Annotated in this window: 14 protein-coding genes; 13 read left to right on the forward strand and 1 reads right to left on the reverse strand. The window is 36.9% G+C overall.

Features of this window, described 5'->3' with window-relative positions; all coding sequences use genetic code 11:
• The first annotated feature begins 342 nt into the window (after window positions 1-342).
• The 13 genes from MKX83_RS07400 to MKX83_RS07460 all read left to right on the forward strand — a co-directional run bounded on the left by MKX83_RS07400 (window position 343) and on the right by MKX83_RS07460 (window position 15,541).
• Window positions 343-1,701, forward strand: coding sequence for an MFS transporter (locus tag MKX83_RS07400; RefSeq protein ID WP_341054846.1), 1,359 nt, complete (start codon window positions 343-345; stop codon window positions 1,699-1,701).
• 135 nt (window positions 1,702-1,836) lie between these two features.
• Window positions 1,837-2,286 (forward strand): DUF3237 domain-containing protein, encoded by a 450-nt coding sequence (locus tag MKX83_RS07405; protein WP_341054849.1) that lies wholly within the window; start codon window positions 1,837-1,839, stop codon window positions 2,284-2,286.
• Between the two features lie 90 nt (window positions 2,287-2,376).
• A complete protein-coding gene (locus MKX83_RS07410) occupies window positions 2,377-4,578 on the forward strand; it encodes a helix-turn-helix domain-containing protein (protein WP_341054851.1) in 2,202 nt (733 codons plus the stop codon).
• A 196-nt stretch (window positions 4,579-4,774) separates the two neighbouring features.
• Complete coding sequence (locus MKX83_RS07415) at window positions 4,775-5,629, forward strand: 3-hydroxyacyl-CoA dehydrogenase family protein (RefSeq protein ID WP_341054853.1); 855 nt, start codon at window positions 4,775-4,777, stop codon at window positions 5,627-5,629.
• Window positions 5,630-5,646: 17 nt separating this feature from the next.
• The gene (locus tag MKX83_RS07420; RefSeq protein WP_341054855.1) at window positions 5,647-6,426 is read left to right on the forward strand and encodes an enoyl-CoA hydratase-related protein; all 780 of its coding nucleotides are present in this window, start codon (window positions 5,647-5,649) and stop codon (window positions 6,424-6,426) included.
• Window positions 6,427-6,460: 34 nt separating this feature from the next.
• Complete coding sequence (locus tag MKX83_RS07425; RefSeq protein ID WP_341054857.1) at window positions 6,461-7,636, forward strand: acetyl-CoA C-acetyltransferase; 1,176 nt, start codon at window positions 6,461-6,463, stop codon at window positions 7,634-7,636.
• Window positions 7,637-7,802: 166 nt separating this feature from the next.
• On the forward strand, window positions 7,803-9,359 hold the full coding sequence (locus tag MKX83_RS07430; protein WP_341054859.1) for a class I adenylate-forming enzyme family protein: 1,557 nt from the start codon (window positions 7,803-7,805) through the stop codon (window positions 9,357-9,359).
• 20 nt (window positions 9,360-9,379) lie between these two features.
• Window positions 9,380-9,799 carry an acyl-CoA thioesterase gene (locus MKX83_RS07435; RefSeq protein WP_341054860.1) on the forward strand — a complete coding sequence of 140 codons (420 nt, stop codon included), beginning with the start codon at window positions 9,380-9,382 and terminating at the stop codon, window positions 9,797-9,799.
• Between the two features lie 3 nt (window positions 9,800-9,802).
• Window positions 9,803-11,500 (forward strand): acyl-CoA dehydrogenase family protein, encoded by a 1,698-nt coding sequence (locus MKX83_RS07440; RefSeq protein WP_341054863.1) that lies wholly within the window; start codon window positions 9,803-9,805, stop codon window positions 11,498-11,500.
• Window positions 11,501-11,525: 25 nt separating this feature from the next.
• Entirely contained in the window at window positions 11,526-12,638 is a 1,113-nt protein-coding gene (locus MKX83_RS07445) for a cupin domain-containing protein (protein ID WP_341054865.1), read from the forward strand.
• Between the two features lie 25 nt (window positions 12,639-12,663).
• Complete coding sequence (locus MKX83_RS07450) at window positions 12,664-13,512, forward strand: fumarylacetoacetate hydrolase family protein (RefSeq protein ID WP_341054868.1); 849 nt, start codon at window positions 12,664-12,666, stop codon at window positions 13,510-13,512.
• A gap of 218 nt (window positions 13,513-13,730) precedes the next feature.
• Window positions 13,731-14,960 (forward strand): NAD(P)/FAD-dependent oxidoreductase, encoded by a 1,230-nt coding sequence (locus tag MKX83_RS07455; protein WP_341054870.1) that lies wholly within the window; start codon window positions 13,731-13,733, stop codon window positions 14,958-14,960.
• A 29-nt stretch (window positions 14,961-14,989) separates the two neighbouring features.
• The gene (locus tag MKX83_RS07460; RefSeq protein ID WP_341054872.1) at window positions 14,990-15,541 is read left to right on the forward strand and encodes a hypothetical protein; all 552 of its coding nucleotides are present in this window, start codon (window positions 14,990-14,992) and stop codon (window positions 15,539-15,541) included.
• Between the two features lie 37 nt (window positions 15,542-15,578).
• On the opposite strand, the gene MKX83_RS07465 is transcribed toward MKX83_RS07460, so the two are convergent.
• Window positions 15,579-16,355, reverse strand: coding sequence for an IclR family transcriptional regulator (locus MKX83_RS07465; protein WP_341054874.1), 777 nt, complete (start codon window positions 16,353-16,355; stop codon window positions 15,579-15,581).
• Window positions 16,356-16,478: the final 123 nt, after the last annotated feature.

Genomic DNA, 16,478 nt, shown 5'->3' on the forward strand with positions numbered 1-16,478 from the left:
ACTTTTCATAAGGGTCATGACATTATAGCTATTGGTACTGAATTAAGAGTCTGGGGAATCTGTCTGGTGAAAAACCTAAAGCTGTTGTGATCCCTAATGAAATTCGTCAGTTGTTGGAACATGAATAAAATTCTATAACGTAGCTTCAGTCCAATATAGGATTGAAGTTTTTTATTAAACTCTTTCCACAAATTTAACGAAACAAATTTCTTTTTTTCCTACATAAAGTAGCTAACTATTCTTTTCTTATTCTATTACAATAAATACAAGAAAACTGAATATTTGGATAAGCGGGATAAAATTGAAAGCGTTTACCAAAATATCTAATAGGGGGCTAACAAAATGAAAGTGATTAACCCGATGAATGTTATTGATAATAGTAAAATTTCTTCGTTTCATGTTTGGCTAATAACTTGGTTGTTTTTGGTTATTGCTTTTGATGGTTATGATGTTGTCGTTTATGGTGCGTCTGTTCCATCATTAATTCAAGAGTGGGGAATTTCAGACGTAACAGCTGGTGCAATTGGTAGTTACACTGTTATTGGAACAGCTTTGGGGGCAGTTATTTTTGGGATGCTGTCTGATAAAATAGGTCGTAAAAAAATTATTTTGCTGACAACGTTCTTATTTAGTTTCTTTACCATGATATCTGGTTTTGCGACAGGCCCAATTTTATTTGCTGTATTTAGAATCATTGCCGGGATTGGTTTAGGTGGGGTAATGCCGAATGTTATTGCTCTTGCTACTGAGTTTTCTCCAAAACGAGTTCGATCTGCTATTGTTTCTTTTATTTTCTGTGGATATTCTATTGGAGCACTTACAGCAGCACTTACAAGCCGTTCTCTATTACCAACAGTTGGCTGGGAGCCTGTATATTGGTTAGCGGGTATTCCACTTTTGTTTATCCCCTTTTTATTGAAAAGTATTCCAGAGTCGGTAGGGTTTCTTATTGAAAAAGGGAAAGAAGAGGAAGCTAGAAAAACGTTAATGAAAATTGATCCAAGCTTAAGAACTGGTGGAGAGTTTGAATTTGTTAAGCCACCGGCAAAAGCACCTGGTTCACCAGTAGTGAAGCTTTTTGCAGATAAGCGTGCGTTAAGTACCATTATGTTCTGGATATCTTGCTTTAGTGCCTTTGTTTTAATTTATTCTATGAATACATGGTTGCCGCGTCTTATGATGCAATCAGGTTATGATCTTAGCTCAAGTCTAGCATTTACGGCTGTCATGCAAATAGGAGCAATTGTAGGTACGATTATTTTTGGTCGATTGGTTGATAAAATTGGATTTAAAAAGGTTCTTGTTCCGTTATTCTTCTGCGGTGCTTTAGCGTTATCTTTTATCGGATTAACTAATAGTATGGCAATCGCTTTTGTATTAATTGCGATCATTGGTGCAGCTTCAGTTGGATTACAGAACATCTCCAATGCATTTGTTTCTCAATACTATCCTTCTAGCATGCGTTCCACTGCACTTGGAAGCACGATGGCATTTGGTCGTATTGGAGGAATTGTAGCGCCAACCTTTGTTGGGTTCTTATTAACAATGAATCTATTACCGCAATTTAATTTTGTCGCAATCGGTGGAGCTGCATTACTTGGTGGAATTGCTATGTTGTTTGTCCAGGAAAAACATGGAGATTATTATGAAGCAAAAGAAGAGATTAAACCAGCAAATCGCCCAGTGAATGTGGCAAAATAAATTGGTCAGGTTTTACCTTCAAATGGGTTAACTTCGCTACTATTCTTTATGAAATTTAAGAATGGTAGAAGGTTGCCCATTTGCTATTTTTGTTTAAGTGTCTAAAAGTTTTCAGCAAAGAAAGGGATTTTGTAGATGGAAACGACATTTGTTTTTAAAGCAAATATTCAGGTAGATAACCCAATTGAAGTTGGGGACGTTGGAACAGGAATAAGGAGAGTTATTCCGATTATTGGAGGTACTTTTGAAGGTAATGGTATAAAAGGCAAAGTCCTTTCAGGTGGAGCAGATTACCAGATTATAAGATATGATGGTGTAACAGAAGCTCTTGCTCACTATGTAATTGAAACGGACGATGGCGTACCCATTTATGTGATTAATAAAGGATATAGACATGGTCCTAAAGAAATCATAGATAAAATTATTCGTGGTGAGCAGGTTCCTGATGGTTCTTATTATTTCAAAACTACTCCGTCTTTTGAAACGAGCAGTGAAAAGTACTCTTATTTGAACCGAATGATTTTCATTGGTGAAGGAATTAGAAGACCAAATGATGTTCAAATTTCATTTTATCAAGTGTATTAATCGTTTAAACAATCACGATTACCTTTTCAATTAAGTTTTTCTTCTTTTATACTATTAGTATCAAGAAAAACGGAAATAGGGGGTTATTGTGTGTCATACAGTAAGAGAGAAATACTAATGAAAAAAGTAGAGCATCATCTACGAACCACATCCCGGCAGCTAATTAAAATTAATACAGAAGAAGAAGTGCTTCAATATTTAGCTGATTCGTTCTGTTCTGAATTATATTGTGATTTTGTTGGAGTCGTTTTGAGTAAGGGAGATTCTTTTATTCCTAAGGCATGGAGTGGAAATATTCCTTCAGTCCTTAGGCATTTCCCTCTTTTAGCGGCAAACTGTTCCTCCAAACTTCTTCGTCAAAGCTTAACATATAAAGCTTCTGCAACAAATAATTCTTGCAGGTTAACAGAGATCCTTAAGGAAGAAAATGTGAAAACATGGTTTACTGTTCCGTTAAATGATGACATTCATCACTTTGGTTTTTGTATCGTAGGCTTTTTAAGTTATGTTCCATTACTTGAGATGGAAAGTCATTTTGAGGAATTTGGAAAAGATATGGCCGTCGCTCTATCTGTGGCTAGACAAAAGGAAAATCAGTTGAAAAAGCTAGAGGGAATTGAATGGATTAGCAAAAATCAGTCTCTCGATTCTTCTCTAGACCAGCATTTTTCAGAAGTAACATATAGAGCTGGGAAATCAACAAATGCTGATTTTGCTTGTATGTATTTATATAATGAGAAAGAGAATTGCTTTGACTTACAAAAGCCTGTATATGGGGAAATGGAATATCCCGATATAATGATGATTGAGGATAACTATGCACTTAAGGAATACTTTCCATTTCTTGAGGAAACTGGATGCGCCCAAATGACAGTACCACTTTTAATTGATCTTAAACCAATTGGTGTACTTCATGTTCAGAATAAATACGAAAGACCTTTTTCTGAAGAAGACTTAAAAATATTAGAAATGCTATCAACACATGTTGCGACTCTCTTAGAGAATGCACGATTATATAAAAGTGAAAAAGATAATAAAAACCGTCTTCACTTTTTATTAGATTTTCAACAATCACTTGTGAAAAAAACAGTTGAAGATGATGATTTTGAAGGAATTACATTAAAGCTCTCAGATCTATTTCAAGAAACAGTTGTTTTATATGATCGATTTATGAGGCCGATTGCATTTAACTTCCGAAACAGTGATAACGATTACAATCTACCTGATAACCTTGCACTACAAGCGAATAGGTTAAGGCAAAATCTGAAAAAACAAGAGAAGTTTACTGTCGTACACCCTGAAAGAGATGACTGTGTGTTTTCTTTTTGGGTAATAAATGGTGGAGGGAATTTATTAGGATATCTTTCTGTTTGCAATACAGCTAGCGAGATGAATGAATTTGACCAGCTAACAGTTGAGATGGCACGAAATATATGCTCAATTCAGTTTATTAAGCAAAAGCTTGTTCTCGATACAAAAGAACAGGTCAAGGATAGCTTTATTAGCAAATTGTTGGTGGAAAAAATCGAAGATCAAGACAGTATCATTCAATATGCTAACCTGTTTCAATGGGATATTTTCAAATGTCATCGTGTTGCGGTATTGACGATTTCAATAGATGAAGATGACCTTTTAGAACAGCAAGCAAAAAAAGTGCTTATATGGGATGCGATCAAGTCACATCTTGCAAAGTTTGATTCTCGGATATTAACAGTGTCACATGATGAAAACTATATCCTGCTAATCCCAGTGGATGATGATGCCCAAAGTAAAAAGTATTGGAAAAACCTTTATGATCATATTGAAAAATGGTCATTAGAAGTGTTTTCTGGTTGTAAGATTTTATTGGGGATTGGTTCATCAACAAGCAATATGAAAGATTATTATGTAAGTTACCAACAGGCACTTCTAGCATTAAATGTTATGAATCTTAGGATGAAGCATATCGCTTTTTCACTATATGAAGATCTTGGAGCTTATACAATTCTCCACCATCTCGATCAATCTAATGCGGTAAACTTGTTTATAAAAAGTCAGCTGGATCCTCTATTAACTTACACAGAAAATAAAAACATAGATTTATATCATACTTTATACGTTTTCCTGCAAAATAACGGAAATATTAAAAGTACTTCAGATGAGCTTTTCATCCACAGGAGTTCCCTGTTATACAGACTTGAAAAAATTGAATCACTACTAAATGTTGATTTGAATGATGCTGAAATCAGGTTTAATTTAATGATGGCTTTCAAGCTGCATGATATGCATGGGGAGCGATTGAAGAAGATCTAGATTATTAGTAGAAGCAGTCCAACTTGTATGAGTTGGGCTGTTTTTTTTGACAAATTCCGGGAAGTGACCAGGCACTGCCCCTTCCTACAAAACATAGGAAGTTACACAATTTTATTCCTACATTGTGTAGGTACAATCCCTTTCCAGTGAAAGCTATAATAAACCTATAGAAAAAAGAGAATGGGGATGAGATGAGATGGCGATTCAAACAATTGGTGTGGTTGGTGCTGGATCGATGGGAGCGGGTATTGCGAATCTAGCAGCTATGAATAAGTTTAATGTTATTTTAAATGATATTGAGGAGCGTTTTTTAGATGGTGCTCTTAAACGTATTGATAAGTTTATGAGCAAAAGTGTGGAAAGAGGAAAAATGACTGAAGAGCAAAAGCAAGAAGCATTTGCCCGTATTCAAACAACTACTAGTTTAGAAGAAATGAGTGGAGCAGATGTTGTGATTGAGGCAGTCTTAGAAGATCTTGCTTTAAAGAAAGAAGTATTTTCAAAGCTTGATAATATTGTTAATGAAAATTGCATTCTAGCTACAAACACTTCGTCCATGTCTATTACAGAAATTGCTTCTTCAACAAAACGTCCAGACCGTGTGGCGGGGATGCATTTCTTTAATCCAGCACAACTCATGAAGCTTGTTGAAGTAGTTCGTGGCTATAAAACAAGTGATGAAACCATCGAAGAATTGAAAGCGCTATCCAAACAACTTTCGAAAGAGCCAGTAGAAGTAAAGAAAGATTCTCCTGGGTTTATCGTAAATAGAATTATGATTCCTCAATTTATTGAAGCAATTAAGCTATTAGAGGAAGGCGTTGCTTCAGCTGAAGATATCGATAAGGCTGTAACGCTTGGATTGAACTATCCAATGGGACCGTTCACACTTCAAGATTATGCAGGAGTCGAGATTGGTTACCATGTGATGGAGTATTTTAAAGAAGAATTTAATGATAACCATTTTGCTCCACCACAATTATTAAAACAGTTAGTGAGAGCAGGACGTCACGGTAAGAAAACAGGTGCAGGATTTTACGATTACGAATAATGAAGGGGGACTTAATAATGACTTATGAATTTTTATTATGTGAAATTGAAGAAAATGTAGCGGTGGTAACGATTAATAGACCACCGGTTAACCCGTTGAACACAGTTGTTTTTCAAGAACTTTCAACCTTATTTGATGTATTAGATGCAGACGATGAAGTCCGTGCCATCATTCTTACTGGTAGCGGTGAGAAAGCGTTCGTGGCAGGAGCTGACATCAACGAAATGGCTAGTCTTGATCTTGTTGGTGTTAATAAGATGAACAAAGTATCTAGAACCGTCTTTTCTAAAATTGAACAAACGACAAAGCCTGTTATTGCTGCCCTTAATGGTTTAGCACTTGGTGGAGGCTTAGAGCTTGCTCTAGCATGTGATCTGCGAATTAGCTCAGATCGAGCAAAATTTGCTTTTCCAGAGGTAGGTTTAGGAATCATCCCTGGTGGTGGCGGAACTCAGCGATTACAAAAAATTGTTGGTCAAGGTATAGCTAAGGAACTTCTTTACTTCGGTGATATGTTTGATGCAAATAGAGCACTAGAATTAAGGATTGTTAACAAAGTAGTTCCAGCTGAAGAGGTTCTTGGTGCAGCAAAAGACTGGGCAAAGAAATTGGCACAAAAGCCTCCAGTTGCGCTTCAAATGGTGAAAACAGCAGTAAACGTTGGTGGAAATACGGACTTAGAATCAGGACTTATCATTGAAAGTACTTGCTTTGGGAATGCTTTTTCAACTCAAGACAGAATCGAGGGACTTCAAGCTTTTGTGGAGAAAAGAAAACCTGTTTATACAGGGAGATAAGAAACACCATCACTAAAAAATGAGGTGAAATACCATGAAAGATATCGTGATTTTAGAAGGAGCAAGAACACCATTTGCCGAGATTTCCGGTTCGTTTCGTGAGATTACCGCAACTGATTTGGGTGCAATTGCAGCGACAGAAGCATTAAAAAGAGCAAAAATTACTGGTGAAGATGTAGATCAAGTAGTTTTTGGAAATGTTCAGCAATCAAGTAAAGACGCTCATCTTCTAGCAAGACATGTTGGGTTAAAGGCAGGAACACCGATTGATGTTCCTGCTCTAACCATTAATCGCTTATGTGGCACTGGCCTTGAATCGGTTTTAACGGCTGCGCGCTATATTTTAACAAATGAAGCAAATGTAGTATTAGCTGGTGGAACAGAAAGCATGAGTCAGGTGCCTCACGTTATTCGTGGAATGAGGTGGGGAAGTCAGCTTGGTGCACCAGTTGTTGAGGATTGGGTATGGGATGGTCTTTATGATACCTATGGAGATTGCATGATGGGAGAAACAGCCGAAAATCTTGCTGCAAAATACAATGTAACAAGAGAAGAAGTGGATCAACATGCACTCTCAAGTCATGAACGTGCATTGGCAGCAAGAGAAAAGGGCTATTTACAGGAAGAAATTGTTCCGGTAACAGTCAAGGAACGAAAAGGCGATAAAGTGATTTCAGAGGATGAACATGTTCGACACACAAGTTTGGAACAGCTTGCTAAATTAAAGGCACGATTTGTTGAAAATGGTGTGGTTACACCTGGGAATGCTAGTGGAATGGTGGATGGAGCTGCTGCAATAGTTGTTGCATCGGGTGACTATGCGGCTGAGCGTGGCTTAAAACCAATTTCACGTTTAGTATCTTGGGAAGTAGTCGGTGTTGAGCCAAAGTATATGGGAATTGGACCGGTTCCAGCTATTCAAGGTGCATTGAAAAAAGCAAATATGACAATAGAAGATCTAGATTTAATTGAGATTAACGAGGCCTTTTCGGCACAGTATCTTGCTTGCCAAAAGGTGTTAGGATTTGACTTAGAAATCGGCAATGTTAATGGTGGAGCGGTTGCAATTGGACACCCATTAGCTGCAAGTGGAACAAGAATTTCAACGTCCCTTATTTATGAACTAAGAAGAAGAAACAAAAAATACGGGGCTTCCGCAGTATGTATCGGAGGCGGTCAAGGAATTGCAGCTGTTTGGGAAGCATTATAATTGTTTTCTGGAATAAATATTTTGAATTTTCAAGGAAATGAAAGCGTTGTATCGAACGTTATTAATATGAAATGAGATCGATTTTAGGAAATATACCCTTATAAATATACTAATTTCAATATCTATCACTTGTTAAGAATAGAAACAAGGGAGAGGGATGCTAGGCATGAATCATAAAGAAGATCAAATGACCTTGTATGGTTTACTGAAAAGGACAGCTACCCAGTATGGAGAAAAAGAAGCCATATACGACTTATCGAAACGTGTTTCATACTCTGAGTTTTTTAAAGATGTGAATCGTATTGCAGCAGGGTTAAGGGCTAAGGGGATAAAGAAAGGTGATCGAATTGCTGTAGCATTACCTAATTTTTATGAAACGGCCATTATCTTCTTTGCTGTCGCTAAACTTGGGGGTGTTCTTGTTCCTTTTAACCCAAAGTATAAAAAACATGAAGTGAATTTTATTCTAAATAACTCTGAACCTAAAATTCTTTTCGCTACGAAAGAATTTGAAGAAAACATTGGATTCAAAGAAGTTCTTTATGTTGTACCTGAAGCGATCACGGTCAAATGCAAGCTGGATGGTCTTCCATCGTATGATGAATTACTTGTAAAACATGAAAATGAAGTAGAAGAAGCAAAAATTGATACAACTGACGATATTAATTGTATTCTATATACCTCTGGAACGACAGGAATACCAAAAGGAGTCATGATTACACATCGAAGTGTTGTACAATCAGCAAACACAATAAAAAGACAACTATATTGTACAGATCAAGACGTATTTGTGATTGCTGCTCCGTTTTTTCATATCTTTGGTATGGCGATTAATCTCTATTGTGCAGTATCATCAGGAGCGCGAATGGTGTTGCAAGAAAAATTCCATCCACAACAAATGTTAGAGTTAATCCAACAAGAAAAGGTAACAATCAAACAAGGTGTTCCAACCATGTTTATTAAAGTATTGGAAGCAGAGAATATTGATCAATATGATCTGTCTTCCTTAAGAGCAGGAATCGTAGGGGCTTCTGCTATTTCACCAGCAAAAATGAAGGAAATTAGAGAAAGAATGGGAATTAACCTTTGTCAATCCTATGGAATCACAGAAACTGTTTCAGTGACAATGACACCATACGATGATGAAGAAAATAATATCTGTGAAACTGTCGGCAAGCCAATTCCTGGTGTGAAATTAAAAATAGTGGATGATCAAAGAGAAGCGGTTCCAAATGATGAAGTTGGCGAGATTGCAATCAAAAGTTTTGGGATGATGAAAGGCTATTATAAGCTGCCTGAGCAAACGGCCCATGTATTGGATGATGAAGGATGGTTCTATACAGGTGATTTAGGCAAATTAAATGAACAAGGTCATTTAACATTTGTTGGTAGGAAAAAAGAAATGATTATTCGAGGTGGCTTCAATATTTACCCACAAGAAATTGAAGGTGTATTAATGAAGCATCCGAAAATTGCTGAAGCAGCTGTGGTCGGACTTCCAGATGAAACACTAGGTGAGATTGTTTGTGCTGTCATTCGGTTAAAAGATGGAAAAACATGCACAGAAGAGGAACTGAAAGACTATTTAAAGGAACAGCTTGCTATCTATAAATTGCCTGGGAAAGTAATTTTCACAAAGAACTTTCCAGTAACAGCTAGTGGGAAAATTCAAAAGCTAAAGTTACGAGATCAATTGGCAGGGGAAATAAGTCGCCCTGTCTAAAGTGAAAGTGGGGCCTTTATATGAAAAACAACTATGAATTTAAGGTGAGATGGGGCGATACAGATGCTGCAGGTATCGTATTTTATCCCAATTTTTATAAATGGATGGATGAGGCAACACATGAATATTTATCAGCCATAGGATATCCATCTTCCAAGTTATTCCAAGAACAGCAAATAGGCTGTCCGATTCTTGAGGCAAATTGCCAATTCAAACAACCTCTTTTATTTGAAGATTCTGTTAGAGTTCAAAGCACAGTTCAGGAAATTCAAAATAAAGTGTTTAAAATTAGTCATGTGTTCTTAAGAGGAGAAAAAGAAATAGCAAAAGGATATGAAGTTCGTGCTTGGACTTCTTTTAAAGAAAAGCCAAAAGCACAGCCAATTCCGGAAGAAGTTCGAGCAAAAATACTACAACCTGATCAGCCTGTGGAGGTTTAAAATATGCTCAGGGAAAAAAAGAAACAGCATTATTTAACGAATGATGTTGAAGTTGATGAAGTATTTATTCCGGAGGATTTTAATCAGGAACATGAAATGATGAAAGACTTAGTTGAGAAGTTTGTTGTGAAAGATGTAAGACCATCCCTAGAAAAAATAGAAAATCAGCAATTTGATGAAGCGGTACGACTGATGAAAGAGGCTGGTTCACTCGGATTAATTAGTGCAGATATCCCAGAGGCTGTTGGAGGTCTAGGTCTTGGTAAAGTCTCCGCAACGATACTTTCAGAAAAGATGGCACCTGCTCGTTCTTTTGCGATAACATTTGGCGGGCAAACTGGGATTGGTGCTCTTCCGATTGCTTATTTTGGAACAGAGAAGCAAAAAGAAAAATACTTACCAGACATTTTAACAGGTGATCTTATTACAGCTTACGCATTAACAGAGCCTGGAGCTGGAACTGATGCTATGAATCTAAACACAACAGCAGTTCCTTCTGAATGCAATCGTTACTATATTTTGAATGGAGAAAAGCAGTGGATTTCAAACGCTGGTTTTGCGGGTCTTTTTATCGTGTTTGCAAAAGTGGAGGGAGATAGGTTTACTGCCTTTATCATAGAAAAAAACTTCGATGGAGTATCTATTGGTCCAGAGGAAAAGAAAATGGGGCTAAAGGGATCTTCTACTTGTTCGATTATTTTAGACAATGTGAAGGTTCCTAAGGAAAATATCATTGGTGAAATTGGAAGAGGGCATATCATTGCACTTAATGTCTTAAATCTTGGACGACATAAAATAGCTGCCACATCACTTGGAACAGCCAAGCATGCGATTGAGTTAGCGGTCACTTACGCCAATCAGCGAAAACAATTTGGCCAGCCACTCTCTAGTTTTCATTTAATTAAAGATAAAATTGCCGATATGGTGATCAAAACATATGTAAATGAAAGTGCTATCTATCGAACAGCAGGATTGCTAGAAAGTTCTTTTAGCCAATTAGCTGATCAAGAAGATATTGCAACAGCAATAAGCAATTTGGCGGTTGAATGCTCTATCAATAAGGTGATGTCAACAGAAACACTAGATTTTGTTGTAGATGAATCCCTTCAAATGCATGGAGGCTACGGATACATGGCCGAATACGAAATTGAGACATTATATCGTGATTCCAGAATCACTCGTATTTTTGAAGGGACAAACGAAATTAATCGATTAAATATAGCCTTAACAATACTTAAAACATATGAAAAGCCAATTGAGCAAAAAAAAGCGCAAGATGGAATTCTCATTCAGGAAAAACAAACTCTTCATCTATTAAAAAAATTGTATCATGCAATGATTTTTTCTATACAAAAATATGATTTGGTCATGTTAAACGAAGAACAAGAAGTTGCAGCATTCCTTGCTGACCTTGTTTCAAGTATCTATGCAATTGAGAGTGCGATATTGAGAACAGAAAAGGTGATTAAATTATCTGGCTTCGATAGAAACCAGCAAAAGCTCGATTACACGATATTGTACACACATGAACAATCACAGCAATTAGCGATAAGAGCATTAAACCTTTTGCCACATTTAGGTGATGAAGAATCGTTATCCCAACTTGCATGCCGACTTGTGAGAAGTAGTCAGAAGGATTTTGTAAAGATAAAACGCAGGATTGCTGACATCATTATCAAAGAAGAAAAATATAGATCGTAATCCTATATAGGGAGAGTGAATGAAGATGGCTAAAAACGATATGTTTGTTAAAGAAGAATTGGATCAGTATTACGAAGGGATGAAGAAGCAGCATTTAGGACCACTTTGGTATGATCTCGGACATATGGTAACAAAGGAGCCTGTTCATGATGTAGAACCATATTTGTGGAAATGGAAAACAATCCGAGAATATGTGTTAAAAGCCGGCGAATTACTTGAACCAGGTAAAGATGCTGAGCGACGCGTTGTTTATTTACAAAATCCAAGTTTATTAAAACGAGGTCTTGTGGGTTATGGTACTCATACTCTTTACGCTGGTATTCAATTGCTTTTACCAGGTGAAAGTGCACCATCACACCATCATTCACAGTCAGCCATTCGCTTTGTTATTGAAGGAGACGGAGCATATACAGCCGTTAATGGTGAGAAAACATATATGGAGCGCGGAGATATGATATTAACTCCGGCATGGACGTGGCATGAACATAAACACGAAGGAACGGAGCCGATGTTTTGGCTTGATGGACTAGATGTTGGACTAGTGAAAACAATGGCTGCCTCGTTTTTTGAACCATATGAAGAAGAAACCTATCCGATGGAAGCACCTGAAAATTATTCAACAAAGCAATTTTCAATGGGTGCTTTTAAGAAACTTAATGAATCAAAGGAGCCTGGTTATCCTTCACCAATCTTTGGATATAAGTTTGATCGAGTGAAGTATTTATTAGATGAAATGACAGAAGCAGATAACGATCCTTATGATGGCTATGCGATTGAATATATTAACCCAACAACAGGAGGCTCTGCAGATTCGCGAATTGGAACGATGATGCAAAAGCTAAAATCTGGTCAACAAACAAAAGCACATCGACATGTGCATAGTGCCATCTTCCACGTTCTTGAGGGCTCAGGATATACGGTCATTAATGGGGAGAAGTTTGAGTGGGAAAAAGGTGACTTTTTTATCTTACCGCCTTGGAGTTTGCATGAACATGTGAACACTGGAGAGAGTGATGTGTTTCTGTTTTCGTTTAATGATAAACCTGTTATGCAAAAATTAGACCTTGAGTACAGTGAAGTATACGAAGATAACGATGGTCATCAAATTGTAGAGAAAGTGTTTGTACCGGAAAACTAGCGTTAAGATAAGGAGGTAGCCTTGGATGAAAATCGCAATTTTTAATGAAAATTTACTTGGAATTGTTCAAGGAAATCAAATCATTGACGTATCAAATGCAGTTGAATGGAAGCCGTCTAATCCAGGTGAATCTTTTCAACATCTTATTGAAAACTTTGATGTGTTGAAAGGAAGAATAGAGGATGCCTTAGCAACGAGTACATCATATCCTTTATCTAGTGTAAAACTTCATTCACCTGTACCATCTACAAAGAAAATTTGGGCTGCACCAGTTAACTATAAAAATCATCAAATTGAAATGAATAAAATGTTTAATAATGCCCCGCGAACAATTGAAGATTTAGCATTATTTCTAAAATCTCCTGAATCACTATCAGGACCGACCGACCCGATTATTCTACCATTTAAAGACCGCAGAACAGATCATGAAGCAGAGCTTGGCTATATTGTTGGTAAAAAAGCGAAAAACGTAAAAGCAGAAGATGCGAAAAGTTATATTTTTGGTTATTTTGCTCTTTTAGATATATCAATTAGAGGAAATGAAGAGAGAACATGGAGAAAGTCGTTTGATACGTTTACACCAATTGGTCCATGGATTGTCACTGCTGATGAAATTGAAGATCCTAATGATTTAAAAATGACTTTGTGGGTAAATGAAGAAATACGTCAGGATGGAAGTACAAGGCATTTAATTTATGATTGCTATAAATGTTTTGAAGTCGCTTGTAATAATATGACGCTAAATGCTGGAGATATTATCGCAACAGGTACTCCAGAAGGCGTTGGACCAATTGAGCATGGTGACAAGGTGAAAATTGAAATTGAACAAATTGGTGGATTTGAGGTAGATGTTTGTTACGCAGTTGAGAAATAGAATGCTAGTTTTGAGGGCTCATGGTAGAAAGATTTTCTGCTATGAGTCTTTTTGTATGGATGTTAGTAGAGTTATTATGTTTAGAAAAATTTTAATAGAGGTTTTAGAAAAAAACTATTTTCCTGTTCCGTATAGAAGAACAAAAGGATAAGAATATTCACTATAATTTCTTATAATCAAGACAAGAAGAAAACATTTTAATTAAAGGGGAGAAGGATATGTCAAATAGAAAAAAATGTGATGTGATCGTTGTTGGTGCTGGTCCGGTTGGACTTGTAGCAGGTCTTGCTTTGCAAAAAAAGGGAATTTCATCTGTTGTGATCGAAGCTGAACGATTTGGACGTGCACGCCCAGGGAGTCGTGCTATTTATCTGCATAGTGCCACGTTAAAGCTCTTAGAAGAAACATCAAAAGGACTTGGTTTTACTCTAGCAAGAAATGGAATTATCTGGCCAGTAAAAAGAACTTTGTACAAAGGTAAAGAAGTGTATGTGCGTAATTATGGAATAACGAATAACAAGGATCCTCATAAACTACCACATTTTACAGCACTTCATCAAGATGAAATTGAAAAACATATTTATGAAGAATGCTTGGAAGCTGGTGTGGAGTTTTCCTGGAATTCACCTGTAGACAAATTAGTTATTGAAAAAGATCATGTTATTTTAACGACGAAATCTGGTGAAGAATGGGAAGCTAAATACATTATTGGTAGTGATGGGGCTCGTTCTGTAGTGCGGGAACAAGCTGGCTTAAAGTTTGAGGGTCCGAGAACAAATGATACTTTTCTTGTCGTCGATGTTAAAGAAGACGCGGAGAATCCTCTACCTCTTGAGAGAACATTCCATTATCAACACCCTGCTATGGGAGGACGTAATGTGATGTTTGTTCCTTTTAAAGGTGGCTGGCGTGTGGATCTTCAACTGTTAGAAAACGATAATCCAGAAGAGTTTTCTGATCTTGAAGGAGTGAAAAAGTGGCTGCCAAAAGTAATGGATTCCAAATACGCGGAAAGAATTACATGGGTATCAACATATCGTTTTCATCAGGTTGTTGCTAACTCGTTTACAGATGAAAAACACAGAGTTCTTCTTGCGGGGGAAGCAGCTCATTTATTCGCTCCATTTGGTGCTCGCGGTCTAAACTCTGGTGTTCCTGATGCACTGTTAGCGGTTCGTGGAATCGAAAAAGCCCTAAAAGCTAATTCAGAAGAAGAGCGAACAGAAGCTATTGAAGCGGTGGCAAATGAACGTAGAATTGCAGCTTTGTGGAACCGTGACGGCTCAAGCACAGCCCTACATCATTTACAAGGAAATGCTTCTGATATGAATATGAAGCGTGAATTAGCTGCATCACTTGTATCTATTATTCCTAGATTGGGACGTTGGTTAGATGAAGGTCCTTATGGTCCTAAATTTGGACCACCTGAATTAACAACAAAATATTAACATAAACCATCGAAGGGAGCGGAAGATACATGTCTGAGAATATGAATGTTGCAGAAGTTGAGTTGCAGAAAAAATCTATTGACGCAATGGTGAATAGATTACAAGCTATTCACTGGGGGAAGAAGGTTGGACAGCAAAACCTGGAGTCAGAGGAAAAAGTCATTGAATTTATGAATGATCTTAACGTGAATTCTTATGAAATAAAGTGGTTATTAAAAGAAGAAGTACCAGAAACGATTAGCCGTCTTACTTTTGAGGGAAGTGAAATATGGGAATCTTTAAAAGAAATTCCAGAAGAGTTAAGCCACAAGATTAAGGAAGATGGTCATGAAAAGTACCTTTTGGATTTAGGTGATCGCGTGCCGGAACTCGTCTTTCATGGTGCTTACTCACATCTGTTTCAGCAATTTGAAGATATGAAAACTTTAGAATACCTAGTTGGTTTAGCCATGTATGTGAGTGTGATGTCATGCACAGCGGAGCTAGCCGAGGGGAAAAATATCTTTTTATCAATTGTTAATTTAATTGAGGCTGGTCACTTACCGTTAGGACCTGAGGGAAATACGTTTTATCTAATATAATATTGAAAAACCATCCAGTGTTCTGTTGCTGGATGGTTTATTTAAAGTATCCCAGCATTTCAGAAATCTGCCTGCCTGCTGCTTTTATTTTAGCAATGAATAGTGGATACCTTTCCTCTGTTATTCGTGATGTTGAACTAATAATTGAGACAGAAGCAACTACGTTTTCTGTATAATCATAGATAGGGGCAGCGATCCCGACAAACCCTTTGTAAAAATGGTCGGGTGTAATGGCAAAGCCTTTTTTTCGGATTTTACTCATTTCATCTCTTAATTCCTTTGGATCTGTTAGTGTGAACTCAGTGTAAGAGTAAAAAGTATTCTTTAAAAAGCTGTTGATCCTCTTTTGTTTTTGAAACGCCATAATAGCTAATCCTTCACTTGTACAATGGATAGGATTTTTCCTCCCCATATATGTTAAAAGTCTTTCAGGTCGATCACATTCTTTTCGAAACAAATAAACAACTTCATGATCCTCGAGAAGACATATATGAGCGGTTTCTCCTAACTCATCTACAAGGTTGTCTACAATAGGTTGTGCTTCAAGATAGAGATCTCTATGACTAAATACAACACCACCTAATGTCAGAAGAGTTAGTCCTAAACGATAGTGATTTGTTTTTGGATTTTTAGATAGAAATCCTTCATCAACCAGCCCCGAAACTAATCGATGTGTGGTGCTTTTAGGCAAACCAATGAGTCTCGTAATCTCTGTGACACTTAATTCTTCCTGCCCTTTTTTGAACAAACGTAATATTCTCATTGCATTCTTAACAGAAGATAAGATGGCTTTTGCAGGGGGATCATTATTCATTGAGCTCCATTTCACCTCTTTCTAACAAATTCTTCTTCTATTATACTAAAAGAAGTAAGTTTCCTCTATTTAACAAAGGAATTGTTATGCCTTTAGTGAATTGATAGATAAGAATAAAATGTA

The organism is Cytobacillus sp. FSL M8-0252, assembly GCF_038007345.1.
Taxonomy (GTDB): Bacteria; Bacillota; Bacilli; order Bacillales; family Cytobacillaceae; genus Cytobacillus; species Cytobacillus kochii.